Annotated in this window: 25 protein-coding genes and 1 riboswitch; of the genes, 10 read left to right on the top strand and 15 right to left on the bottom strand. The window is 38.8% G+C overall.

Features of this window, described 5'->3' with window-relative positions:
- Position 1 precedes the first annotated feature (1 nt).
- From MHB65_RS08940 to MHB65_RS08920, 5 genes are all read right to left on the bottom strand, one after another.
- A complete protein-coding gene (locus MHB65_RS08940; protein ID WP_342443165.1) occupies positions 2-1576 on the bottom strand; it encodes an OPT/YSL family transporter in 1575 nt (524 codons plus the stop codon).
- Between the two features lie 22 nt (positions 1577-1598).
- Positions 1599-2351, bottom strand: coding sequence for an IclR family transcriptional regulator (locus MHB65_RS08935; RefSeq protein WP_342443164.1), 753 nt, complete (start codon positions 2349-2351; stop codon positions 1599-1601).
- Positions 2352-2363: 12 nt separating this feature from the next.
- Entirely contained in the window at positions 2364-4043 is a 1680-nt protein-coding gene (locus MHB65_RS08930) for a hydantoinase B/oxoprolinase family protein (RefSeq protein WP_342443163.1), read from the bottom strand.
- A gap of 3 nt (positions 4044-4046) precedes the next feature.
- Positions 4047-6083: a hydantoinase/oxoprolinase family protein gene (locus MHB65_RS08925; protein WP_205442599.1), complete on the bottom strand. Its 2037-nt coding sequence runs from the start codon at positions 6081-6083 to the stop codon at positions 4047-4049.
- Between the two features lie 471 nt (positions 6084-6554).
- Positions 6555-8234, bottom strand: coding sequence for a formate--tetrahydrofolate ligase (locus MHB65_RS08920; RefSeq protein ID WP_205442598.1), 1680 nt, complete (start codon positions 8232-8234; stop codon positions 6555-6557).
- A gap of 212 nt (positions 8235-8446) precedes the next feature.
- Between MHB65_RS08920 and MHB65_RS08915 the strand changes: the two genes are divergently transcribed.
- A complete protein-coding gene (locus tag MHB65_RS08915; RefSeq protein ID WP_004269397.1) occupies positions 8447-8647 on the top strand; it encodes a cold-shock protein in 201 nt (66 codons plus the stop codon).
- A gap of 145 nt (positions 8648-8792) precedes the next feature.
- On the top strand, positions 8793-9071 hold the full coding sequence (locus MHB65_RS08910) for an amphi-Trp domain-containing protein (protein ID WP_342443162.1): 279 nt from the start codon (positions 8793-8795) through the stop codon (positions 9069-9071).
- A gap of 504 nt (positions 9072-9575) precedes the next feature.
- Here MHB65_RS08910 and MHB65_RS08905 read toward each other — a convergent pair.
- Positions 9576-10361 carry a VOC family protein gene (locus tag MHB65_RS08905; RefSeq protein ID WP_342443161.1) on the bottom strand — a complete coding sequence of 262 codons (786 nt, stop codon included), beginning with the start codon at positions 10359-10361 and terminating at the stop codon, positions 9576-9578.
- 149 nt (positions 10362-10510) lie between these two features.
- On the opposite strand from MHB65_RS08905, the gene MHB65_RS08900 reads away from it, so the two are divergent.
- On the top strand, positions 10511-10996 hold the full coding sequence (locus MHB65_RS08900) for a flavin reductase family protein (protein WP_342443160.1): 486 nt from the start codon (positions 10511-10513) through the stop codon (positions 10994-10996).
- A 90-nt stretch (positions 10997-11086) separates the two neighbouring features.
- Here the strand turns inward: MHB65_RS08900 and MHB65_RS08895 are convergent, their stop codons facing one another.
- The 3 genes from MHB65_RS08895 to MHB65_RS08885 form a co-directional block, all read right to left on the bottom strand.
- Positions 11087-11242 (bottom strand): YezD family protein, encoded by a 156-nt coding sequence (locus MHB65_RS08895; RefSeq protein WP_004269393.1) that lies wholly within the window; start codon positions 11240-11242, stop codon positions 11087-11089.
- A gap of 70 nt (positions 11243-11312) precedes the next feature.
- Positions 11313-11408: riboswitch (SAM riboswitch) on the bottom strand.
- A 209-nt stretch (positions 11409-11617) separates the two neighbouring features.
- Positions 11618-12289, bottom strand: a complete 672-nt coding sequence (locus MHB65_RS08890) for a phosphopantothenoylcysteine decarboxylase (RefSeq protein ID WP_205442592.1) — start codon at positions 12287-12289, stop codon at positions 11618-11620.
- A gap of 71 nt (positions 12290-12360) precedes the next feature.
- Entirely contained in the window at positions 12361-13242 is an 882-nt protein-coding gene (locus MHB65_RS08885) for a LysR family transcriptional regulator (protein ID WP_342443159.1), read from the bottom strand.
- Positions 13243-13376: 134 nt separating this feature from the next.
- Here MHB65_RS08885 and MHB65_RS08880 point away from each other — a divergent pair, with 134 nt between their 5' ends.
- Positions 13377-14276 (top strand): DMT family transporter, encoded by a 900-nt coding sequence (locus MHB65_RS08880; protein ID WP_205442590.1) that lies wholly within the window; start codon positions 13377-13379, stop codon positions 14274-14276.
- A 36-nt stretch (positions 14277-14312) separates the two neighbouring features.
- Here MHB65_RS08880 and MHB65_RS08875 read toward each other — a convergent pair whose 3' ends face one another.
- Together MHB65_RS08875 and MHB65_RS08870 are read right to left on the bottom strand one after the other, a co-directional pair.
- On the bottom strand, positions 14313-14750 hold the full coding sequence (locus MHB65_RS08875) for a general stress protein (RefSeq protein ID WP_205442588.1): 438 nt from the start codon (positions 14748-14750) through the stop codon (positions 14313-14315).
- A gap of 190 nt (positions 14751-14940) precedes the next feature.
- Positions 14941-15381 (bottom strand): DNA starvation/stationary phase protection protein, encoded by a 441-nt coding sequence (locus tag MHB65_RS08870; RefSeq protein ID WP_205442587.1) that lies wholly within the window; start codon positions 15379-15381, stop codon positions 14941-14943.
- 217 nt (positions 15382-15598) lie between these two features.
- Between MHB65_RS08870 and pepF the strand changes: the two genes are divergently transcribed.
- Together pepF and MHB65_RS08860 are read left to right on the top strand one after the other, a co-directional pair.
- Positions 15599-17413 carry an oligoendopeptidase F gene (pepF, locus tag MHB65_RS08865; protein WP_342443158.1) on the top strand — a complete coding sequence of 605 codons (1815 nt, stop codon included), beginning with the start codon at positions 15599-15601 and terminating at the stop codon, positions 17411-17413.
- Between the two features lie 227 nt (positions 17414-17640).
- Positions 17641-18624, top strand: a complete 984-nt coding sequence (locus MHB65_RS08860) for an SEC-C metal-binding domain-containing protein (RefSeq protein ID WP_205442585.1) — start codon at positions 17641-17643, stop codon at positions 18622-18624.
- Positions 18625-18691: 67 nt separating this feature from the next.
- On the opposite strand, the gene MHB65_RS08855 is transcribed toward MHB65_RS08860, so the two are convergent.
- Positions 18692-18883: a zinc-finger domain-containing protein gene (locus MHB65_RS08855; protein ID WP_205442584.1), complete on the bottom strand. Its 192-nt coding sequence runs from the start codon at positions 18881-18883 to the stop codon at positions 18692-18694.
- Between the two features lie 188 nt (positions 18884-19071).
- On the opposite strand from MHB65_RS08855, the gene MHB65_RS08850 reads away from it, so the two are divergent.
- From MHB65_RS08850 to MHB65_RS08835, 4 genes are all read left to right on the top strand, one after another.
- The gene (locus tag MHB65_RS08850) at positions 19072-19464 is read left to right on the top strand and encodes a ribonuclease HI family protein (protein ID WP_205442583.1); all 393 of its coding nucleotides are present in this window, start codon (positions 19072-19074) and stop codon (positions 19462-19464) included.
- A 231-nt stretch (positions 19465-19695) separates the two neighbouring features.
- Complete coding sequence (locus MHB65_RS08845) at positions 19696-20493, top strand: amino acid ABC transporter substrate-binding protein (protein ID WP_342443157.1); 798 nt, start codon at positions 19696-19698, stop codon at positions 20491-20493.
- Between the two features lie 67 nt (positions 20494-20560).
- On the top strand, positions 20561-21217 hold the full coding sequence (locus tag MHB65_RS08840; protein WP_342443156.1) for an amino acid ABC transporter permease: 657 nt from the start codon (positions 20561-20563) through the stop codon (positions 21215-21217).
- 11 nt (positions 21218-21228) lie between these two features.
- Entirely contained in the window at positions 21229-21975 is a 747-nt protein-coding gene (locus MHB65_RS08835; RefSeq protein WP_342443155.1) for an amino acid ABC transporter ATP-binding protein, read from the top strand.
- Between the two features lie 637 nt (positions 21976-22612).
- On the opposite strand, the gene MHB65_RS08830 is transcribed toward MHB65_RS08835, so the two are convergent.
- The 3 genes from MHB65_RS08830 to MHB65_RS08820 all read right to left on the bottom strand — a co-directional run bounded on the left by MHB65_RS08830 (position 22613) and on the right by MHB65_RS08820 (position 26207).
- Positions 22613-24673 (bottom strand): HAMP domain-containing sensor histidine kinase, encoded by a 2061-nt coding sequence (locus MHB65_RS08830; RefSeq protein WP_342443154.1) that lies wholly within the window; start codon positions 24671-24673, stop codon positions 22613-22615.
- On the bottom strand, positions 24651-25346 hold the full coding sequence (locus MHB65_RS08825) for a response regulator transcription factor (protein WP_342443153.1): 696 nt from the start codon (positions 25344-25346) through the stop codon (positions 24651-24653). The genes MHB65_RS08830 and MHB65_RS08825 overlap by 23 nt, the downstream gene beginning before the upstream one ends.
- 243 nt (positions 25347-25589) lie before the next feature.
- On the bottom strand, positions 25590-26207 hold the full coding sequence (locus MHB65_RS08820) for an NUDIX hydrolase (protein ID WP_342443152.1): 618 nt from the start codon (positions 26205-26207) through the stop codon (positions 25590-25592).
- Positions 26208-26404 lie beyond the last annotated feature (197 nt).

Raw genomic sequence — 26404 nt, 5'->3', positions numbered from 1 at the left:
TCTATTTCCCTATTTTTAGAATAGAAGAGAAGAAGCTATACAACGCGTCCCCAGCGATGACACCTGCTGCAAAGACCGTCATTTCAGATTCTCTCTTACCTTTCGTCACATACGTGAAAATAACACGAAGTAAGATACCAGCTAATACAGCCCAACCAGCAATTGGATTGACAAGTAATAAACCTGTTGCAAATAAGATACCCATTTGACGTTTTGCACCACCGATCAACTGAATTAAGGCACCTGGAATCGCCCAAATCATTAATTGTTTTGCTACATCGCCTGTAACGCCCGATTGAATTGTTGCTGCATATACATGGTTAACAGGTGCTACTAAACCTTGTGCAAAATAAGATTTATAAGAAAGTAGGACAACTATTGCTGAAATGGAGAAGGCTAACATACCAGCAATCATTTGCTGTTTGCGTCCTTCTTTTTCTAAAGCAGGATCACTACCATTACCACGTAAAATAAAACCTGTTTTCAAGTCGTAGCCCATATCAGCGAATGCTACCCCTGTAGCGGCACTATACCCTGCTAATAATGCAAGCGCTGGTGCTGGGAAACCAATTAAAATACCAACAATCAGCGTAATAAATGCTACTGCAAATGCCGGGAACCAACCTGCATGCATCGCTGCAATACCAACGATCAGCTCATGGACAAATGCAGCAATTGTTGCAAAGATGATGAATCCTATTAACATTCCGAAAGACATATGCGTGATAATACCACCTAAAATGGCGATTAATAACGCAATGGCTAAATAGGCAATAAATCCTACACCAAAGCCTTGACGAATTTCTTTTGCATCTTTTGAATAGCTTAACTCTTCTGACTTTTTCGCAGAGCGTTTATTCAATAATGTAAACGCTACTTGGAAAAGAGCCACGATGCCTGCACCAATCATAATACCGTGTGGAATATAGTAAGCATTTAAATCAATATTAAATAATTGAACAGAATAGCCTCTTAATAAAAGACCAATTCCAAACATCGACAGCGCCCAAATATTACCGATGAACGCTACCCCAAAAGCTGACATTGGAATTTTCAAAACAGCTCCCACGATACCGATTAATACACCACCAATTAATACCTTTGCATTCTTACCGCCTTTATCGCCCGCTTTAATGGCTTCAGCAGTTGCAATCCCTGGTGGCCAAGTACCTGCTGCTGGGAAAATCTTTGTATCGAAAAATTTATATAATAATAAAGCATCGACAAACATCGCTAAAATAACACCGATAAACAATGGTAATACTAAATTTTCATAGCCTAATACATATGGAATACCAATTGGCAACATTAAGCTACTTGCTGCACTAAATGTAGCTGAAGAAATCGCCGTTTGAATAATATTTTGTCTGTGCACGGATTTAAAGGCAATGAGTTTGCCAATCGGTATTCTTCCAAGAATCATCGCAAATATTGCCCCAACGATCGATGTATTGGCAGAAATCCCTAAAGTCGTAATCAGTTGTATCCCAATAATTGCCCCCACAACAGATGTTAAGACGATCATTAGTAGAGTTACAGGCTCTAAAGCCCTTGGATGTAATACTTTATTATTCATAGTGTCAGCTCCCCTATTGTTGTTATAATTTTGAAATGTGTGATTGTATTTGCTGAGCTACTTTCACTAACTGTTCAAGCATATTTTTCTCCCTTTGATCATCTAAATCATATACTAGCCCAGAAATCGTAAGAGATGCAGTGATTTCTTTTTTATAGTTAAATAACGGTACACTGATGCCAAATGCATGTTCATTATACTCCCCAACGGTAACACACCAGTTGTTTTGGCGAATTTGTTGCAGCTCTCCCTTTAATGACGCTAGGAAAGAAATATGCTCTTCTTTCGATTGTTCCTCCTGAAAGAAGGCCATTAATTCTAGCTGCCTGTCCTCGTCTAAATAAGCAAACATTACCTTACAGGAAGCACCGATGTAAAGGGGTGTCTTTGTTCCTAAAGACACCGCATACTTTACATTTTTATTGCTTTCGGCTATTTTCGTTGTGACACCGTATTCATTGTCCATATAAGTAAGAAATACTGATTCATTTATTTCACTGGCAAGATTTTGCATCAATTCATAAATGGTCGAGTGAGGGTCTTTGGAATTCGATAACACATCATAAAAAAGGTACATTTTATAACCCAGTTTATATTTTTTCGTGTGTTCATCCTGTATTAAATAACCCGCTTCTGTAAATGTATTAATGGTTCTTTGCACGACACTTGTCGGCAGTTTCATCATGCGTGAAATCTCACGAACACCCAATGCATTTTCTGTCGTGGCAAAACACTCTAGTATATCCAATGAGTTTTTTAATGTCTTGACAGTCATTTATTTCTCCCTTTAAGCGTTTTGATAACCGTATCGCTCTTTCGCTACATCTACTGAAATATATTCATTTAATAGATCACGTTCAATGGCCTCTGTGCTTCGTTCATGTGGATGACCATAACCACCGCCAGTTGCTGTAACAAGCTCAATACGGTCGCCTTTTTGCAATTCATAATTGGCAAGTACGCCCACTGGACCAATTTTCGTTCCATCCTTTTTATGAATGATTAAATAGTTGTGAGAGCCTTCTCCACCACCATTTAAACCAAATGGCGCGAATTGATGTCTACCTAAGTTCACAGAAACCTTTTGACCGTCATGATTGACTGTATAAACGCGACGAACACCTAAGCCACCTCTAAATTGACCAGCACCAGCACCGTCACAATTCAAGCTATATTCATCAATTTGAATACCGTATTTTGTTTCGGCAATTTCAACTGGAAGATTATATGTTTCACCATCTCCCATACAGTATTGCCCACTTTGACCATCCTCATCATTCGCTGCGCCCCAGCCACCAACAGATGGCTCAACAATTAGGAATGGTTCATCATTTTCAGGATTTTTCCCTGTGAGAATAAACGTACAAACAGACTGTAAATGCCCTGCTGATAATCGTTCTGGTAAATGCGGTGCAAGAGCTTTCCAAATTAGATCAGCTGCCCCAATACGTGCCTCAAAGTTCATCGATACAGGATGTGGACGTTTAGCGGAAACAATGGAATTGTCATCTGTGATAATCGTTAAGCGTTTAAAGACACCCTCGTTAATTACGTCAATATCGCCAAGTAATGCTAGGAACATAACGCGCACACTTGCCATTAAACCAAATTGCGAACAGTTCATTGGTACATTGACCGCCGGATGTGAGCCTCTGAAGTCACAAATAAATTCCTCATCACTGATTGTGACTTTCACTTTAATTGGATAGGGTCCACCTTTTAATGGGTCCCCTTCAATAAAGTCCTCCGCATAAAATTCCCCTTTAGGTAGGTGTTGAAGCTCATGCTCTACAATTTTCTCACCCTTGTCCAATAATTTTTGAATGGACAATTTCACCGATTCCGCACCAAACTTCTGACAAAGCTCTGCGATTCGTTTTTCACCTGTTTTTAAGGCGGCTACTTGTGCAAACATATCACCGATTGAAAGCTCTGGTAAACGAACATTCGTAGAAATGATTTCATAGACTGCATCGTTCAGCTCACCTTGATGATAAAGTTTGACACCTGGTAGCTGTAAACCTTCCTGATAGATTTCATTAGAATTACTTGTAAACGAACCAGGGTCCATGCCCCCTACCTCTGTCCAGTGTGCTTTATTGGCAGAGTACGCAATAATTTCACCGTTATAGAAAATAGGTAGAACTAAGCCCACATCCGATAAATGCGATCCACCTCCAACATAGGGGTCATTGATAATAATGACATCACCTTCATGTAGTTTTTTCCCATTATCAAATTTTTCAATAACACGCTGAACCATTGGACTTAACATCCCAATAAAGCTCGTTACACCGTTCCCTTGACTAATTAAATTCCCCTTGGCATCTGTTAAACCACAAGCGTAGTCTAATACTTCATAGATAACTGGGCTCATAGAAGAGCGTGCTAGGGCCACAAACATCTCATCTCCTATGGCTAGCAATGAATCTTGAATAATTTCTACTGCAAAAACATCTTTTTTCATGTTTTATTTCCCCTCCATCTCTACAATTAAGTTGCCGTATTTATCAATTTCAATCGATTGTTTGTCATTGATTACGACCGTAGATGTTGGATTTTCCACAATAGCAGGACCCGTAATGACATAACCAGGTACTAATTTTTGTTGGTCATAGACATTGACCTCTACCCAACCTGTTCCCTTCACATATAAATTGCGTTGTGCCTTGACACATGTGGAACCATCGATAGATGAGAAGTCTAGCTCTTTAAATTGAACCGCTTCATCTTTACCGTAGATTGTAAGATGTAAGTTGACTAGCTCAATTGGTGTAGCTGGTAAATCAAAAGAAAACTCTTGTTTATGTTTGATGTGGAAGGCTTCAGCTAATTCTAGTAGCCCCTCTTCATCAAGCGTAATAGTTGATGCATTTAATTTAACGGCATGCTCTTGACCTTTATAGCGTAAATCATAATTAATTTCAAAATAATAATGATCCTTTGATAATGGTGCATCTGCATAGGCATTGGCAATCACTTGATCAATATTTTCTTGAATCGCCGCTAGATGATGATGATCGAACCCCATTAAACTTGTTTGAATATAATCTTGTCGGTATTCAGTCATCATCATTCCTAATGCTGAGAAGACGGATGAACCATAAGGAATAATGACTTTTTTCATGCCTAGTTCTTCTGCTAGGTTAATCGCATGTAGTGGGCCACCACCACCAAATGCCACCATTGTAAAGTCTTCAGGGTCATAGCCTTTACGAATAGAGATCAGCTTCAGTGCGTTTAACATATTGGAGTTTGCAATATCTAAAATACCTTGTGCTGCTTCTTCTGCTGACACATGAAATGGTTTCGCAATTGCTTCAACAAGAGCCTCCTCCACTTTGTCAATAGATACTGGGTTATCAAAGTTTTCTAAGGATAATCTTCCTAAATAAACATTGGCATCTGTAATTGTTGGCTGTGTATTCCCTAAGCCATATGCTACAGGTCCTGGATTTGCCCCCGCAGAATCTGGTCCAACCTTTAATGAGCCAAACTGATCTACACGTGCGATGGAGCCACCACCATTGCCGATTTCAACAATATCCACTACAGGTGTTTTAATCGGATAACCTGCAAATTTTTCATTTTTTTCAATATAGTAATCTGTTGTGACATTGACTTTGCCATCTGTAATAAGCGAGCATTTTGCTGTCGTCCCACCCACATCAAAGGCGATAATATTGGATTCATTGAGAAGTTGGCCTAATTTTGCAGCCCCAAACATACCTGCTACTGGACCAGATTCTACTAGGTTAATTGGCAGCTCCATCGCTTTATCAAAGCTTGTTGTTCCGCCATTCGATTGCATAATTTTTAAATGGTCTGTAATGCCAATTGTGCTTAATTTCTCTTTTAAGCTTTTTAAGTAGGCATGTGCAATGGGCTTTACATAAGAATTAAGGACCGTTGTGTTTGTTCTTTCATACTCTCGGTATTCTTTAATCGTTTCACTTGAAAGTGTGATATACACTTCAGGCCAAATTTTTAAAATAGCTTCTTTTAACTGTTGTTCATGAATTGGATTTTTATAGCCATGTATTAAGGAAATGGCTATCGCCTCAACACCCAATTCCTTAAATTTATGAACGATATCGCCAACTTCCTCGGTATTAAGCGCTTTCATAATATTTCCTTTAAAATCGATTCGCTCATCAATTTCTTGTCGTAAATAACGCTCTACAAATGGTTCTGGCTTTTTATATTTAAAGTTATATAAGTCTGGTCGATTTCCACGAGCAATTTCTATGATGTCACGGAAGCCTTTTGTTGTAATTAACCCGACTACGCCCCCTTTTCTTTCCGTTAATGTATTGATGATAACCGTCGATCCATGAATAAATGATTCAATTAAAGAATCTTCTGTTACATGTCGTCCTAATACATTTAATATGCCATCCTCAAAATGACCAGGTGTCGTATGGCCCTTATCAAAATGAAGATTTCCTTTTTCATCTGTGAAAACTAGGTCGGTAAAAGTACCGCCAATATCTGTTGCGATTTTCAAGACTTCATCCCTCCGTGTTCCTATTATCGGTACAGTGTTCCGAATTAGAATTAAATAAATTATATTTAAAAGAAAAAGAAAATTCAATGTATTTTTTAAATAAAAATTCATTTGACAATTGTCCTTCGTTGTAAAAATCCGCTCTTTCTTTCCAAAATCAGAGAACTATTAATAAAAAATACCAAACACATTTATATAAGGAAAGTTCTCGTGTTTTTTCTACAACATAAAAAAGATCCTAGTTTTCACTAGAATCTTAAAATCTTTTAAAAAAAATTAATTTTTATGAATTTTTACTCATGTAGCGGGTGAAGGAATCAACTAAAATTTCACATTTATCCCATGTTTGCATTGTAGATAGACGATGAGTTAGGTCACTTCCAGACAATGCAGCGAACATCTAGGAACCAGGTTTCTCCATTATCGATAAAAAAAGCTGCCCATTTAAGTTGGGCAGCTTTCAACATGAATTTAGAACAATCCTACCGCATGTCCTTCATTATCGACATTCATACGTAGGGCAGCAGGTGCTTTTGGAAGTCCTGGCATTGTCATAATATCGCCAGTTAGGCACACTAAGAAGCCTGCACCAAGCTTTGGAATAACTTCACGAATTGTGATGGTAAAGCCTTCTGGACGACCAAGTAAACTTGGTTGATCTGATAAAGAGTACTGTGTTTTCGCCATACAAACCGGAAGAGAGTCCCAGCCGAATTTTTCGATTTGGGCAATTTGTTTTTTAGCTTGGTCTGTAAATTGTACATCTTTCCCGCCATATACCTTTTGCACAATCGTACGTACTTTTTCTTCAATCGATTCTGTTACGTCGTATAAAGGAGAGAAGTTGTTTTCTTCCTCTAGCACAGCTAGTACTTGCTCAGCTAGGGCTAGACCACCTTTACCGCCCTCTTCCCAGACATTTGTACGAGCAATACGAACATGATTTTCCTGACACCAGTTCAGAACAGCTTCTAGCTCAGCTTCTGTGTCCGTGATAAAACGATTTAAGGCAATAATTGGTTCAACGCCAAATGTACGAACTGTATCAACATGTTTAGCTAAGTTTTCAATTCCTTGTAGAAGTGCTTCCACATTTTCACCTACAAGCGCTGTTTTCGGTACACCACCATGCATTTTTAATGCACGAATTGTCGCTACGATAACTACCGCACTTGGTTTAAAGCCAGCTTTACGGGCTTTAATGTTCATGAATTTTTCAGCACCTAAATCAGAGCCGAAGCCCGCTTCTGTCACCACAATATCAGCTAGCTTACGAGCTGTTTGTGTCGCCATAATGGAATTACAGCCATGAGCAATATTCGCAAATGGACCACCATGGATAATGGCAGGTGTTCCCTCTAATGTTTGAACTAAGTTTGGCTTAAAGGCATCTTTTAATAATAGTGTTAAGGCACCCTCTACCTGTAAATCACGCACAAAGACAGGCTCACGCTCAAAAGTATAGCCAATCACGATACTTGCAATGCGCTCGCGTAAATCCTCAATGCTTGTTGCTAAACAGAATACCGCCATAATTTCAGAGGCAACTGTTATATCAAAGCCGTCCTCGCGCGGCATGCCTTGAACAGGACCACCTAATCCCACCACTACCTTACGAAGGGCACGATCATTTAAGTCCATTACACGCTTCCAAATAATACGGCGTGGATCAATGTTTAATGCATTCCCTTGATGGATATGATTATCAATGAATGCAGATAAAGCATTGTTAGCTGTTGTAATCGCATGAAGGTCACCAGTGAAATGTAAATTAATATCCTCCATCGGTACTACCTGTGCGTAGCCACCGCCAGTTGCTCCACCTTTTACGCCCATTACGGGACCCAATGATGGTTCACGTAAAGCAACCATCACTTTCTTATCTAATTGATGAAGGGCATCTGCCAGTCCTACCGTTACCGTCGACTTCCCTTCACCTGCTGGGGTTGGACTAATGGCTGAGACTAATACAACCTTTGCATCCTCGCCCTGAGCTGTAATTTTTAATGGATCGATCTTTGCTTTGTAGCGTCCATACTGCTCAAGGGCATCGTCTGGAATACCCGCAGCATTGGCAATTTCCGTAATAGGTTTGATCACTGCTTGACTAGCGATTTCTAAATCTGATAATGGTTGATTTTTCGTTGTCATTTGGCATCCTACTTTCTATGTTGTTCATTTCCATTATAGTATTAATTGTAAAAAAAAAGAAAGCCAGACATACGAGCATTTCGACAATCGATTGACAACTTTGTTCAATTCCTGTATGTTCTAAGAGAAAATGCAATTTTTTCACATTTTCTCAATATAGCACGACTTAGTTAACTTTATTTTACATTCAAGCGCATTGGAGGCGAATGCTTATGCAACAGGGGATCGTAAAGTGGTTCAATAATGAAAAGGGTTATGGCTTTATTGAATGTGATGATGGCGAAGATGTATTTGTTCATTTTACGGGCATCCAGGAGGAAGGCTTCCGTACACTTGAAGAAGGTCAAAAGGTTTCATTTGATGTTGTGGAAGGCAATCGTGGACCCCAAGCATCAAATGTTGTAAAACTATAAGCAGAATGGGGCTATCCGTGTAGTTCCAGATTAGCAGCGGATTAGGAAAAGGATCGTTTCCTCCATCCGCTTTTTGTGTTGTTAAAAAAACTTAGTGACCCTTCCATGTTATAATAGAAGTAACAATACGTAAGGAGGGATTTCGATGCAAAAACAAAATAAACCAATGACAGAAGTTATTTTGAAGCATAAAGAACGACAAAGTGTAGCAGAATTTGCGGCGACACTGGAAATGATTGCAAAGAAACTTAAAGAGAATGGTGAATTCACTTTTGTTCAAGGCACAGAGCCAACTGTTGTTAGCCCTAGTGAGCAGCTCAAAATCGAATACTCCTATACAAAAAAGGGCGACAAGCATTCATTTGAAATTGAATTTGATTGGTATACAGGTACAGAATCACCGAAAAAAATGACGATAGAATAATAATAGGCAACGAAAATCCACTTCTCTGTTGAAGTGGATTTTTCTATCGAATAGGAAGGTGAAAATAGAATTCCGTTGCAGGCTACTTGCTTGACGCTGACTCTCCGTGTAGGGTTTCGCCGGTTTTACTAATCAAATGGCCTTCCACTCTAATCCACAAAAGTGTTATCGTTTTAGTAAAGTTATTTACAAATACAAATGAAGGGTTTTCACTTATTAGTGGTTGTCGTGACTAATTACTTTACACTATGGAAATGATGAAAGATTAATAAAGTCAACTTTTGTAGCAAGTTGATTGGAGTGGAGCCAGCGTCACTCCTAGGGGAATTAGCGTCACAGAGGAGACCCTGGAGCGAACGTAAGTGAGTGAAGCGGCTCATCGGACGCCCCCTGGAAAGGACGCTGGCGGAACGGAAATCAACCTCTCGCCTTATGAAAAAGTCTTTTTCTTCTAGTTCAGCAACATGTAAAAATCCACTTCTCTGATGAAGTGGATTTTTCTCATTATCGATTTATCCAATAAAAAGCGCCTGGGCAAACTAACGTTTCCTTTGTACGTTTTGGATCTTTTAATGTCACGCCAAATGGTCCTTCTTTGACATGACCGAGTGTCATGGCTACTGCGCTCTCTTCCTTATAGAAATCTAAACGCATATTCGGTAGCTGTAGTGACATATACTGCTCATATTGCACAGGCTCTGGTAGCTGCAACGCCTGTTGCCACAGCTGAACGGTTGCCTGCATGTCCTTGACATAGAATTGGATGGATTCCATCGTTATAGCCTGTTTTACATCAATGGCACCACTTGCCTTTAGTTGAGCCAAACGCTCTTCATCTTCCTCCGCCCATTCAATCAAAAATGGAAAATCGATTGGAAGATCTGGCTTGCCAAAATGCAGTAGCTTCCATTCTACAACAGTGCCATCTGGTCTTGTTCGACTACATGCATCTGGCCCATATACTTCATAGCCTAATGCTCGCAAGCGCCGACCCTCTTCCTCAATATTTTTTGTGCGCAGGGCAATTCGAGAAAATCCCTGGCGCTCTTGATCACGTTTAAACGTATAATGTAGGGAATATGGGTATTGTGCCGCTTGCTCAAATAAATCACGATCATAGATAGCAATTTGTTCAATATAGCTTAAGCCAAAGTAGCTTAACGTATTATAAGTCCCCCACATCGTGTGCTGCCCACCATTCACTGTATGGACATTTCGTTTATTGAAGAAAACCTTTATATTTTCTGGTGATTCCACTTGATGAACCAGATGATCAAAATATAAAGTCATGGCCATTCCCCTTTCTTTCCCCATTACCTTTACCTGTATGTTTGATTGGTTTAAAATTTACTCAAGAAAAGGAGTTACTAGTAGGATATGAAAAAAAGTTTCGTTTACCTACAAACTCCGTTCACTAATTTCATAAAGAGGTGATTTGAATGACAGATTTAGTAGCTGCTTTTAAATTAGCATTAGGTAATTATCCTACAGGCGTAACAGTTGTCACGACATGTCATGACACAAAACCTATTGGCTTAACCGTCAATTCCTTTGCATCTGTTTCAATCGACCCGCTCCTTATTTTGTGGTCACTCGATAAAAAATCTCAGCTCCATCCTTATTTTACGGCTGCGCCAAATTTTGCGGTCAATATTTTAGCGAGTGATCAAGAACATTTATGTACACTATTTGCAAGTAAAATCCCTGATCGCTTTGCACAAGCACAGTGGTCAACTTCCTCTTTTGGACTACCGATTTTACATGATACAGCAGCTAATTTACAATGTAAAACGTTTCAGCAAATTGATGCTGGCGACCATACCATTTTTATTGGGCAGGTAATAGACATTACAAATGCTCAAAAAGAGCCTTTACTTTATCATCGCCGTCATATCGGTCCTATACCAAAAAGCTTTTATAGCTAGCCTTTACACAAAAAAAGGGCCACTTGTAAGCAAAGGAAATCCTTCATGCTTATAGGTGGCCGTTTGACATAAGTTCTACTGAAATCATTGTTATTTTTTCTGCGGAAATCTCTGCTTTTCAAGCCTATTAATTTGCACAATCACACCATCTTGAATCGTAATATGCACTTCACCAAATTCAAGATTTTGAATCGCCTTCGCAATTGCCTCTAATTTCTTATCATCTACTTTTACCGACTGAGCCATACGATACACCCCTTCTTTTTTATCCTTATTGATCATAAAGAGGCCAACGCATCAAACTGATTGATAGCCCCTCCTATCTCTCAGACACCATCTGTTGGATTTGGCACCTGTTTTTCGGTTGCCGAGGCTTCATTGGGCCAAGTCCCTCCACCTCTCTTGATAAGAGTACTGCGTTTCTTGAAAATAATTCTATAATTCTGCTATAGGAATGTCAATACAAAATATTAGAAAACCTAGTTGAATACTATGCAATGTGAGAATTTTATAGACTATTCACACATAATCCTACCGTATTGTATGCTATGTCAGTATATCTAACCACAGAAGCAAAGAAAAAAACTGCACAGAAATATAGCCTCTGCACAGTTCTTGATTTTATTGTTCTTGTAAACAGGCCATTAAAGCTTGTGCGGTCTGTTGCTTCCCCATCACCTTGATTGGTTGGCCTTCAGCAGGCACGATCCAATGAGGCTCGTCCCCTCCGTATAAAGACTGGGAGCTATTTGCTACCATAAATTGAGCATTGGCTGTTTCCATACGCAGTCTTGCGCGAGCTAGCAAGAACTCCTCATCATCCGTCGCTTCGAGCTTAAAGCCTACTAATGTTACCTTTGGTTGCCAGCCCTTGATTTGTCCTAACACTTTTGGCGCCTTTTTAAAATGAATAATAGGTGGTTCGTCGGAAGGCATTTTCCCCGCCTCCTCCATTAAATTACCTGATTGATCATACACCTTGTCAATGACCCAATCAGAGCCAGCAGCAGCCATAATGACGATATCGACTTGTTGTTGGACAGCATGACACACCTTTTGTCCTAAATCCTCTATGCCTTCAAATTTTATCAATGTCATTTTGTTGTGGTTTTCTGGGAGCTGTGCAAAGTAACCATGCATATATACTACGTTAGCGCCAGCAGCCAGCGCCGCCTCTGCTAAATAACAGCCCATTGTGCCTTTTGATAAATTCGTATGCCCTCGTACACGATCCCATTTTTCAAGTGTTCCCCCACTTGTAATGAGTACGGTTTTGCCTTGTAATGTCCCCATACACTCACCTATTTTCTGAAATATATACAAATACTATTTTAACGTAATGTAAGGATATGCTTCAATAGCGACTATCGTAGGGAGCTGTTTTGTTCATTTAACCAAGCGCTTAAAATCTCTGCAAATTTCTTTGTAACGGGTGAAGCATGGTGTTTCATAGCAATCCCAATGGTGCGGTAGCCACCTTGCTTTAATGGAATCGCTTTCAATGTTGGTGGTAAATTTTGAATAACCAATTGGGGTAAAATACTAATCCCTAAATGATGTGAAATCATAGAAAGAATCCCTACCTCCTCAGAAAGCTCAAAGCGAATATTCGGCTTTATATGATATTGCTCTAATAGCACCTTGACATCATTTGTCCCTTTATAGGAAGTCATAATAAATGGCATATCCTCTAGGTCTACGATATCAATTTCTGTCTTATCAAATAAGGGACTTTTATCCGAAACAATACATAATAATGGGTCTTGTTGTAACTCAGTAAATTGATATTGCTCTGACTTTTGACCATTCAAGAACCCGACTTCTACTTCACCACTTAAAAGCCATTGTTCAATTTCATAGTAATCTCCCTCTCGTAACTCCACCTGTATTCCTGGAAATTGATTATCCATAATCCGAACAATTTCTGGCATCCAATTCGAAGAAATACTTGAAATTACACCAATTCGAACCTTACCACGTGTCACGCCAAGAATATGAGCTGCTTCCTGCTGTAATAATTCCTGCGCATCCAAAACCTGACGCATTGCCCTTAGCATCGTTTGTCCCTCACTTGTTAATGTTACACCTACACGACTTCGATGAATGAGAGCAAAGCCAAATTCTTTTTCTAAACTTGACACGGCATGACTCACAGCAGACTGTGTTAACCCTAGTGCATCAGCTGCTTTTGTAAAGCTTGCCACCTCTGCCACCTTTGTTAAAATCTCGTATTTAACTAAGCTCATCCGCAATCCCTCTATATACATGAATTTTTTTAATCCTATTCATTATAAACATTCGTTTTACTAATCACAATACAAGATATATAGTAATTTTTAGTATAAAAACTGTTTTAGTACACAGATGGTAGGTGAACATAATGAGTATCCAAGGAAAAGCAAATGTATTGATGGTTATTGTCACAATGTTTTGGGGGCTCTCTTATACCTTTATGGTCATGGGGCTAGAAACATTGGCAGTTTATAATGTGGTGGCATTGCGTTGTATCATCGCATTTTTCGTAGCAGGACTTATTTTTTACAAACGGATGATCAAAGTAAATGGTAAAACATTAAAATATGCGGCTATTCAAGGATTTTTATTATTCATTGTGTTCGCGTTAAGTTTATTTGGTTTACAGTCTACTTCTGCTTCAAATGCTGGCTTCATCTTGAGCCTAACAGTCGTGTTAGTGCCGATTTTCAGCAGCTTTATTGAAAAAAAATTACCTTCTCGAGCAGTTAGCTTTGCGATCATTTGTACGATGATTGGTATTACCGTCTTAACAGCACATGGCTCATTCACTTTCCATACAGGTGATTTATTAGTAGCAATTGCTGCGGTATGTTATTCAATTTATTTACTTTTAAACAGCTCATTCACACGAAATGTAGAATCCATTTCATACGGAATTTATCAGCTTGGCTTTGCTGGTATTTATGCGCTTGGCTTAACATTTCTATTCGAAACACCGACATTGCCAAATTCCACAACATCTTGGATTGCTATTTTAGGGCTTGGCATCATCTGTAGTGCGTTTTGCTTTGTTGGTCAAACTGTTGCACAACAGTATACTTCTGCTACACATACAGGTCTAATATTCTCCTTAGAGCCTATTTTTGCCGCTATGTTTGCCATGATGTTTATCGGAGAAGGCTTAACTATGAAATTAGCGATTGGTGGTAGCTTCATTCTTATTGGGAATTTAGTGGCTCAATTAGAGCACTTCCATGCCCTACGCTTTATCAAGAAAGACGCACAAGAAAAAGTCATACAATAAAACAGAGTGATCACTGGGATCACTCTGTTTTTCTCTTTATAAAAATCTTCTATATTGCTCTGCCTCTGCCATACGCTGTTGATTTCTTAAACGCTCCTCTTGCTCTTCCGCTGTCTCTGGATAGGTTTGAAGCGTATCAACATCATCCTCATGTTCTGCATATAGGACAATACTTCCTTGTTCTACAAGATGTGCATAGTAAGCGATTTGTCCCTCTGACAGATTAAATCGTTTTAAGCCCTCTGTAACAGCTGAGTCGCCTGTAAACCAAGATTTGAATTGGTCTACCCAATTTCCAGCCTCATGTGTTTGCACATCGGCATCCCATTTTACATCCTCAAACTGTTGGGGATCTCTCGCAATAATATGGATATCGTCTTGGTGATAACCTTCCATTCGCATATGCTCTAAAATGTGAAGCATTTCATCCCTTGTATGGGCCACCTCAATTTTTGGATTTTGTTCATTCATCATGTTCAATTCCTCCTAAGTTGTATGGCTTACTAGAAAATTACCCTCACGGCACACAAGCAAACCCGTTTTATGAAACTGTAATAATTGTTATGATGCCTTAAACTATGTTGCTGATTTGACATAAAGCGTTCAGGGCAGAAAAAAACATGCTAGAGAGGCTTTCTTCTCCAGCATGCTGAACGTTTCATTTTTACTTGTCAAGAAAGGCTTTTAACATCCATGTATGCTTTTCAAGAGACTGATACATCGCATTGAGTAAATCCTCTGTACGGTCGTCCCCTTCTTCTGCGGCTAGCTCCATTGTAGAATTCAAAGCTTTCATCAGCTTTTGGAAATCTGAAATTGTCGTTGCAACCATGTCCTCTGTCGTTTCATCACCTGTTGCTTCCTCTACATAGGATAGCTCTAGATGCTCTTTTAATGTCGCCACTGGCTTGCCATCCTTTGATAAAATACGCTCTGCTATTTCATCTAAATTCAGCGTTGTTTCATTATACAGCTCTTCAAATTTTGCATGCAGTGTAAAGAAGGCTGGCCCTGTGACATACCAATGATAGTTGTGTAGCTTTGTGTAAAGCACAGACCATGTGGCCACTAGCTTATTTAATTGTTTGTTTAAGTTTTGTGTCATAATCCATTTCTCCTCCAATATGTCTTGTTCTAGCCATTAGTATGAGTAATAAAAGATGTTGGCTATACACACATTGTTCCCGACCGACAATATTTCAAACATACTTCATGCGAAACGACCTTCAGTAAGAATATTGCAACTATTCTATGAAATTATTTCACTTTCCGAAATAGTTTCGTTATAATGAAATCACTTACATGTAAAGGGGTGTCCATAAATGAAAGTTTTACCATTACGAAAAGATGTTGCAGTAGAAGAAACTTGGGATTTAACAGATTTATTGAGCAATGAGGCTGATTTTGAACCGACCTTAGCACAATTAGTAGAAGATGCACTTAGCTTCGAGCAACAATACAAAGGAACAATTACCGATGCGCAAAAAGTAATCGACGTGTTAACAGCCTTTGAGGAGCTACAAAAAAGATTTGTTCCGATTGGCACATATGCAAGCTTAAATCTCGAAACAGATCGCACAAATGATGTAGCACAAATGCGTGCCGCAAAATTTGGTACAGCTATCGGAAAAGTCAGCAGTGCTCTATCCTTCGTACGCAGTGAGTTACTGGCATTGGATGAAGCTGTTTTACAAGAAGCAGCAACATCAAGCCCTCTTTACAAACGATATCTAGAGGAATTATTAAAACGAAAACCACACCAGCTACACCCTGAAGTGGAAAAAGCGCTAGCAGCATTCAGCCCTACATTTGACGCGCCCTATAAAACGTATAATACGACGAAATTAGTGGACATGGATTTTGGCGAGTTTGAAGCCAATGGTGAAAAGCATCCCCTTAGCTTCGTCCTGTACGAAAATGACTGGGAGTTTGAAGCAAATACAGATGTACGTCGTGCTGCCTTTGAAGCATTTTCAAGCAAGCTACGTGATTACCAGCATACAACGGCTCAAGTATATAACACACATATTCAACAAGAAAAAACAATGGCTGACCTAAGAGGCTTTAACTCTGTTATTGATTATTTACTATTTGATCAAGATGTCGATCGTTCTCTCTATAATCGTCAAATTGATTTAATTACAAAAGAGCTTGCCCCGCATATGCGTCGCTATGCAACGTTAATTCAAAAAGCCAACGGTATCGACCAAATGACATTTGCAGATTTAAAAATTGCGCTGGACTCTGATTATGATCCTAGACTATCGATGGCTGAGGCAAAAGAATATGTTGAAAAGGCATTAGCCGTTATGGGTGAAGACTATAATCAGTTAATGGATAGAGCCTTCAATGAACGCTGGATTGACTATGCACCAAACAAAGGAAAATCTACAGGGGCATTTTGTTCAAGTCCGTATGGTAGCCATCCTTATATTTTAATGTCATGGAATGAACAAATGAATGAAGTCTTTACACTTATTCACGAGCTTGGTCATGCGGGGCATTTTGCAAATACGTATGAACATCAATCTTATCTGAATAGTCGACCATCTTTGTACTTTATTGAAGCGCCATCAACAATGAATGAAATGCTGTTAGCGAATTATTTACTAACACATAATGATGATCTACGCTTTAAACGTTGGGTAATTTCCAATATTGTAGCGAAAACATATTATCATAACTTTGTTACACATTTACTAGAAGCTGCCTATCAACGTAAAGTATATGAATTAATTGATGCTGGAGAGGCAGTTAACGCAACCATCCTCAACCAATTAAAACGCTCTGTGCTGGAAGATTTCTGGGGTGATACAGTGGCTATCTCTGAAGGTGCTGAACTTACATGGATGCGTCAGCCACACTATTATATGGGCCTTTACCCATACACATATAGTGCAGGGTTAACCATCTCAACACAAGTGTCTCAACGTATTTTAAAAGAGGGCGCTCCAGCTGTTGAAGATTGGCTAGCAGTGCTACAGGCTGGCGGCACAAAATCACCAGTGGAGTTAGCACAAATGGCAGGTGTTGATATCACGACTGACCAACCGCTTCGTGATACAATTGCCTACATTGGCCATTTAATTGATGAGCTTGAACGTCTGACAGTGGAAATCGAAGCCGTTCAGCAATAATTTAACTAGAAACGGTCCTGCCTATTTAAGGTGGAGACCGTTTTCTTTTTTTTAGTTCTAAGTAGAAAAATACGTACATATACTAGAATCAGGGCGTCCCTCTATATTTTTTAGATATTTCAAAATAGACAATTATTTTTCTTCATACAAAAGTACCGTTATTATTAAGAGTACGCAAATTATTTAGCAATATACGATTAACAATGATTAAAGGAAGTGTTCTAATTATGGTAAAACGTAATGATCCATGCCCATGCGGTAGCGGCAAAAAATATAAAAAATGTTGTGAAGGCAAACAGCAAGTAACAGTGGAAGCAGTACAAATCGAAGAATTAGAGCGTGTGCTACAAACATTTTACTTAGAATATCCTGAACGCAAAGATGTTCGTGCCTATATCGAGCATGTGGGCACATGGCAGCCTAAATTAGAGAGCGTTCTACAGCGTGAGCTAATCGAAGCCATCGCTTTAGACGACTTTTTCTTCCATCAAGAGCCATCTATCTGGAAAAATTATCTAAAGAAAACGAAGAAAAAGGCGGTAAGACCTTCTACAGTCAAAGTACTTGAAGATTGGTCTCAGCCGACTTTATTTATTGGTACGGTGTCTGTTGTTGAGGAAAAATATTTCAAGGCTAATCATTTACTTACAAATGAAGAGCTTTATATTCGTCGTGAAAATAACAAACCGATTCCTGAAGGTATGCATGTATTTGCCTTTATCTTACCAGACGGAACGAAGAAATCGGCTCATTATTTAGCTGTGTCCACACTGATTTTCTTCCCAGAGGATCATGCAAAAGTCTTTGAAGATTTCAAGAAGAACTTTGAGGCATCCGAGAAGAAGGTTGGCTCATTCTTAAAAGAAGAGCACCTAGCATTCTGGGAGTTATTAGTATCGAATGGCTATAAAGGTGAGGAATTCTCAAACTTTGAGAGCAATGTCCTGACACAAGTAAAGGACTTCCTAGAGCAAAATGAGCGTGAAACAGCACCGATGCTTGAGCTATTAGAGGACTATTTAATTGAAGGACAACCGACTGCGCGCAAAGAAGCAGCCATTGCAGCTGGTGCGATTCGTTATGGTCAGGAAAAGGAGCTGTTCGAGTCTCTATCTATGACGGTGAAAGAAATCGCTGCGACATTCGATATTTCAGCTTCCTCTCTTACAAAGTATTATCAAGACCTAAGCAGCTATGCTGATACGAAATAATTGTGACAATTAAAGAAGCTACATTTATTAGCATTGTTGCTAATAGATGTAGCTTTTCTTCATGTGTTCATTTACTATAAACTTTTAAAAGCTCTTCCCCTAAGAACTGTAGCTTTTCTCCAACTGAACAGGCTTCAATACAGAAACGATGAGCCCCTGGTTTACCACGGTCTTTACGTAATTGCTTAATCACCAAGCAATCCGCACAATACGTATCATGCAGTTCGTCAATATCCTTCATAACCGTCACTTTCTCCATGTTGAACTCTCGCTCCTTTCACGTCCAAAATTCACTTCCTACTATTATGAAGCGTTCAATTTCAACAAGCAACTATTTTGTTTACTTCCTACGTATTTTTTTCAAACACGAATTGCTCCACAAGGATGCTTTGCGCCATAGCCTTGTTGTACAATTATAGGGAAGTCAAAACGCAAAGTAGGGATGATATGTTAGAAGTTTATATAGATGCTGCCAGTGCAGGAAATCCTGGGCCAAGTGGGATTGGGTTATTTATTAAAGGTGAAGGCCACCATATCCAAATCAGTGAGTATATTGGCGAAACAAACAACCATATTGCTGAATTCACGGCATTAGTTCGTGGCCTTGAAGAAGCACAAAAGTTAGGCTCCCCTCTTGTCTCAGTACGTTCGGATTCCAAAATCGTTGTCGCTTCTATGGAAAAAGAATATGTCAAAAACGAGGAATTTAAACCTTATTTAGAAAAAGCTTTAGCACTTGCTACTAGCTTTGATTTATTTTTTATCAAATGGGTGCCTGACGCACAAAACAAAGCGGCTGATGCCTTGGCACGCAAAGCAATCCACAGCAAAAATAGCTAACATCATTTCACTGGACTGTTCTTTAAGTGCAGTCCCTTTTTCTTTTCCTATTCTTCAGTTACTTACTATCCCCCAATTTCATTATTTTATGCTATTCAAAAAAATGCTAGAAAACACCGCTCTTTTTCTGATTAATCCAAAACGATATTGACATTGTTAGAGTACGATGTTATCCTTTAACACATTAGTAGTTTAGCAAGCGAAAGTGATAGATTATAGGGGGAAACAAAAATGAAACGTGTATTGACTTTATTTATGATGCTGACAGCTGTCATCGTTTTAGCAGCGTGTGGTTCATCAAAAGAAAAGACAGCAGAAAAAAACGAAACAGCAGCAGATCAAGAAAAAGTGATTATTGGGATCGACGATAAATTTGCACCAATGGGCTTCCGCGATGATAAAAATGACATCGTTGGATTCGATATTGATTTAGCTCGTGCAGCAGCCGAGCATATGGGCGTTGAAGCAGAATTCCAACCAATCGATTGGAAAACAAAAGAGGCAGAATTACTGAGCGGACGTATTGATTTAATTTGGAACGGTTATACGATTACAGATGAACGTAAGGAAAAAGTTCTATTTACAAAGCCTTATCTTGAAAACTCTCAAGTTGTGCTAACAAAGGCAGATTCAAAGATTACAAAACTAAGTGATTTAGCTGGACAAGAAGTAGGTATTCAATCTCTTTCTTCTGCGGCAGATGCATTAAACGGGAACCCGATTCACAAAGAAGTGAAAAAAATTACAGAATTCACGGATAATGTATTAGCATTATCAGACTTAAAAACAGGCCGTGTTAATGCAGTGGTCATTGATGCGGTCGTTGCAGAATATTACATGACACAAGAGCCGGATACATTCAAATTATTAGAGGAATCACTTGCACCTGAACAGTATGGTATTGGTGTAAAACCAGGCAATGAAGCATTATTAGAAAAACTACAAGCCGCGTTAGACAAAATGAATGAAGATGGTACAGCGTCTGAAATTTCTACAAAATGGTTCGGTGAAGATAAAGTATTAAAGTAAGGACAGGATACATCAACTGTAAGAGTTTCCTTAGTGGAACTCTTACTCTTTTTGGAGGGACATCGTTATGGCGGATTACTGGCAAACTATGATATTACCGATGCTAGAAGGGGCAAAAATGACAGTTTTACTGTTTTTCATCGCCATTCTAGTATCGATTCCATTCGGCTTTTTACTAACACTCGCCGTAAAAAGTCGCATAAAACCACTCGCTTGGCTTGCACATACGTATATTTATATCATGCGTGGTACACCACTATTACTACAATTATTATTAATTTGCTTCGGTTTACCTATGCTGCCAGTAATCGGTGAATATTTAGTACTCGATCGTTTTGTGGCCGCTTGCCTTGGTTTTATTTTAAATTATGCTGCCTACTTTGCAGAAATATTCCGTGGTGGTCTTCTTGCCATCGATAAAGGACAATATGAGGCAGCCCAGGTGCTCGGCTTATCCAAGTGGCAAACGACGACACGTGTTATTTTGCCACAAATGTTTCGTGTCGCCTTACCAGCATTATCAAATGAATCCGTTACACTGATTAAGGATACAGCCCTACTTTATGCAGTTGCTGTTCCAGAATTACTCCATTTTGCGCAAACAGCTGTCAATCGTGACTTCACGATTACACCGTTCTTTATTGCTGGTGCAATTTACTTAGTCATGACCCTTGTCTTGACGGTGTTCTTTAAATGGCTAGAAAGACGCTTTAAATTTGAATAGAGGTGACACATATGGCATTGATGGAAGTAACAAACTTGAAGAAATCTTTCGATCAGGTGGAGGTTCTGAAACAAATTACATTTTCGGTAGAGAAGAACGATGTCATTGCAGTTATCGGTCCCTCTGGATCTGGGAAAAGTACAATGCTTCGAAGCTTAATACATTTAGAAGAAATTGATGGTGGCAGTATTGTCGTAGATGGCGATTATCTTGTGCAAGATGGTCAATATACAAAGCCACAGGCCATCAAAGCAATTACAGCAAAAATGGGAATGGTCTTTCAACACTTTAACCTGTTCCCCCACTTAACCGTTCAACAAAACCTCGAAATGGCACCAAGCTTATTAAAAACCGAATCAGCAGAGGCCATTACGAGACGCTGTCAAGATTTACTACAAAAAATTGGTCTTGCCGACAAGGCCAAGGCTTATCCTGCCAATCTTTCTGGTGGCCAAAAACAGCGTGTAGCAATCGCTCGTGCCCTGATGATGAATCCTCAAATTTTATTATTTGATGAACCTACCTCTGCCTTAGATCCTGAGCTAACAGGCGAAGTATTAAAGGTCATGAAAAGCCTAGCAGAGGATCAGATGACGATGATTGTTGTAACACACGAAATGGGCTTTGCACGAGAGGTAGCAAATAAGGTAGTCTTTATGGATGGTGGTCAAATTATCGAATCCGACCATCCAGACAACTTCTTTACAAACCCTCAAAACGACCGTACACGAGCGTTTTTACAAAAGAATCTTAACTAATTTGAAGGAGAGCTGGCTCATGTCGCTCTCTTTTTTATACAGGTCTTTTCTAGTGTTGAAAAACAAAACAATCAATAGAATTTTTGTGAAAAGTGAAAATGAATTTCCGTTGCAGGCTACTTGCTTTCCTGTGGGCGAGCGCCGAATCGCTTCCTCCGCTACCGCTCCGTTTAGTGGTTCGCCTGTCTCGCTATCCCACGGGAGTCAAGTAGCCTTCCACTCCAACCTACAAAATGTTAACTTTTTAGCAAAGGTTTTCAGATAAAGTGAAGGTGTTCACTACTCTTTAGGAAGAGATGTTGTCACGCATTACTTCTCCAATAAGAGTTTATCCCCTCTAAGAATACAAATAATGGACGATTTAATCGCTATGCTACTATGAAAAAAGTAAAGACACTTTGCAGAATGGTTGATTGAAGTGGAGCCAGCGTCACTCTTAGGGGATTTAGCGTCACAGAGGAGACCCTGGAGCGAACGTAAGTGAGTGAAGCGGCTCCTCGGACGCCCCCTGGAAAGGATGCTGGCGGAACGGAAATCAACCCCCTCACCTTGCTAAAAAGTCTTTTTCTAGTGACATGATCTTTTTTCAACAACAGAAAAGGAATAGGACACGCATGTATCCTATTCCTTTATTACATTATTCATTTGGGAATTTCGGTAGATAAATCATGACCTTAAATAAATCGCCATCTACTTGCACTAAGAACTTGCCGTGCTGGATGTGAATAAGGCTTTCAGCAATCGACAACCCTAATCCGCTACCTTGACTTGATCTTGATTCATCTCCGCGTTTAAAGCGTTCCATTAGCTCCTCAGCTGAAATATTCAATTCATATGCTGAAATATTTTTAAATGTTACAAGTAGTTCATTCCCTACATCTTCAACATCAATATACACCCTTGATGCCGGCTGTGCGTATTTAAAAATATTCGAGAATAAATTTTCGATGGAACGCCATAGGAGTTTACCATCAGCCTTCACATACACTTTTTCTGTTGGATGAGCTAGCTTAAAATCTAAGGACGAGGCTTCAATTTTTTCATCCATTTCTCCGATCCCTTGCGTTAGTAATGATACGATATCAATCCGTTCTAACTGGACAGGTATACTACCACTTGATGCTTTAGCCGCTTCAAATAAATCATCGGTTAAGTGCTGAAGTCTTTTCGATTTTTGATCTAACACGTCCACATATTCAGCAATCATTTCAGGATCGTTTTCTAATTTTAATAAATCGACATACGTAATAATTGATGTTAAAGGCGTTCTGATATCATGCGAAACATTCGTAATAAGCTCTGTTTTTAAACGCTCACTCTTGATTTCACTATCCACTGCCTTTTTCAACCCATCTGTAATCCGATTTATATTTTCTGCAAGTTGACTAAACTCCCCTTTTCCATCAACTTCAATTCGATGATGAAGATCCCCATTTTTAATTTGCTCTACACCCTCTTTAATGCGGTTAAACGACTTCACCTTTCTCAGCGCCAACCAGGCAGCTATCCCCATCGTAATGGGAAACATGAAAAATGTTGCCGCCACAACTAATGGATAGCCAATGACTAGCAGCACAATTTTCACGCCTGTACTACCACTGTCAAAAACATGTTTCACCAAAATAAATAGCTTTTTGAAAATTTGATAGAGGAGTGTATGCTGCAATAACGATCTATTTTTAATATGCTTTACGAGCGATAAAATCAATAGTAAGGCAATGATAAAAATAGGCACGCTGAAGAACATGTACATATCATGGAATACTTCAACAATCATGGCGATCCACATCGCTGTTAAACATCCGATTAGCACAATATTGAGATCATTATAAAGTTTGTCAATGAAATGGAAATGAATTTCTTTATCTTTAAATGACGTTCTTCCAATAACTATGATTAAATACACAAAAGATAAAATAAACCCTGCTAGAAATACCATAAATTCATTCAGAAAGCTTTGGGCAGTCGCTTTATCTTTTTCCCATTCCGACATTTTTTGTTGTAAGTAAGAATCTTTAAACGCTACATACATAACATCTGTCTGTGGGTTCAACATGTCAACTTCATGTGTAAAGTAATCCAAGTATTGACTTTCTTTCACTTCATTCGGATGAAGCTTTTGTTGATAATTTTCAAATAACATATAGGCATCAAAGGATTCAAATTGCTCTTTCTTATTGAGATCACTATTGGAGAACTCATGCTCACCGTCACTCGCATAAAACACAATTCCTTCATAGGCTTCTAACGTACTGCGTAATCGATAAAAATTTCTTACCTGTTCATTCATACTTTTATCTTTTATTCTAGCAATGTCATTTGCATATATTTCTTGATAGTTATCCTTATTTTCCTCTTCACTCAAATTCGAATTATATCTATAAGAATTACGGAAATCATAATATAACTCTTCTTCGATTCTTCTATTATCCTCTTCTACTAGTGTCTTATCACTTAAAATATATTCTTCACTTTTGTATTTTCCGATTAATTGCGCTAAAGGAGCAATAATGCTGTAACTTTCATCAGCGAATGCTCGGCTTTCAAAATAATGATCTTGATTTATACTACTAAGATGAATCTCATTAAATTCCATGTTGATCATTACCCTCGCGATACCAGTTAAACAAGCGATGGCAATTAGGAACACAACCACTTTCGTAATGAGTGCATGACTAATACTTCTCAACTTTCTCAACCTTATACCCAACTCCCCATACAACTTTTAAATACTTCGGCTCTTTTGGATTAATTTCAATTTTTTCTCGAATCTTTCGAATATGAACCGAAACCGTATTTTCAGGATTAATAGCCCTGACATTCCATACCTTTTCATAAATCTCTTCAATCGTGAACACCCTACCAGCATTGGCTGTCAGAAGCTTTAAGATTTTATATTGCACTGGTGTCAAATGAACCTCTTGTTTATCAACAGTAATGACTTTTTGTTCATCATCAATCACAAGCCCGCCCGTTTGAAATACAGCACTACTCATCTCGAGACTCCCAAACGTCGTATACCTTCTTAGCTGGGATTTCACTCTAGCCACAAGTTCTAATGGATTAAACGGCTTGGACATATAATCATCTGCTCCGATATTTAATCCGAGTATTTTGTCATAATCCTCCGACTTAGCAGAAAGCATAATTAACGGAATCATATTATCTTGCCGAATCTTCATCGTCGCCGTAATCCCATCCATTTTTGGCATCATAATATCCATAATAATGAGGTGAATAACGTGATCCCGAATAAGATCGATTGCCTCTATACCATTGTAAGCTTTGAATACTTGATAGCCCTCATTTTCTAAATAAATGCTAATCGCTCTAACAATTTCTTTATCATCATCACAAATCAAAATGTTCAACTACATTCACTCCTCCACCACTTTAGGTTCATGTCATCACCCCTATAGGATTCGTATAAGGATATAATACTAATTAAATCTTAACAAACTCAGACACTAATTCTTAAGATTTTCTTAGTGTTTTCCTTTATGTCAAATACAAATTCGAAAAATTCGAGGAATACAATAAAAAATAGAGAGCAGGCTTGAGCGGCTCTCCTTTAATCATCTAATATACAATTCGGAATTATGCAGCTTGAGGTATTAATCAAAATAGGCAGGTTCTTGTGGGTACCTTAAATGACGAAAAGCTAGTTTTATTTGTGACGCTGTATTTCTGGCTATTGATAGAGAGGGCAATTCATTTTCAGCAAAGAATGCAACGGCATTAGTTTCCATGCCCTCTTCTGCCTGTCCCCCAATGATTTCACATTGAATAAACATTTTATAGACATAGTAGAGAGATGGTGGATGAGGGTGGCATTTCTTATCAAGTACACTTATGAGTTTGATTGCTTTTACATCAAATCCCGATTCTTCTTTCGTTTCTTTGATGGCTGCTTCACTAGGCGTAAGTCCGATGTCACCCCAGCCACCTGGTAATGACCAATCCCCATCCATCTTTTCTCTCACCATTAATATTTTATTGTCCCTAAAAACAACCGCCCTAATATCTATTTTTGGTGTCGCATAACCCGTCTCATTAGCAAATAAATCACGTATAACCGTCTTATCCATCTCCGTATGGTGTGCTATGATGTCCACGCTTATTTCTCTTAATGATTCAAACCTTTCTAAGTCATAAATATCCTTCGAATAAGTTAGTCCTGCCTGTGCAATTGATTGTAGTTGCTTTGCCCACTCAAGCCATTTTGGTTCCATTTATTATCACATCCTTTTTTATGATTTCACCCTACCAACTGATTCCCCAAAAATCATTTGTAGTCCATAACAATTAATTTTACATTATTTGAAAAAAACCATTTATCCATGTTATAATTCTTAGTGAAGATGTATATAAGTAAATAAGACCATTGGTGCTGGAACACCAATGGTCCTAGTAACAAGACGAATCGCTT

The sequence above is a fragment of the Lysinibacillus sp. FSL K6-0075 genome, from assembly GCF_038592945.1.
GTDB lineage: Bacteria > Bacillota > Bacilli > Bacillales_A > Planococcaceae > Lysinibacillus > Lysinibacillus fusiformis_F.
The sequence above is the reverse complement of the archived record's forward strand: the minus strand, read 5'-3'. Positions and strand labels throughout refer to the sequence as shown.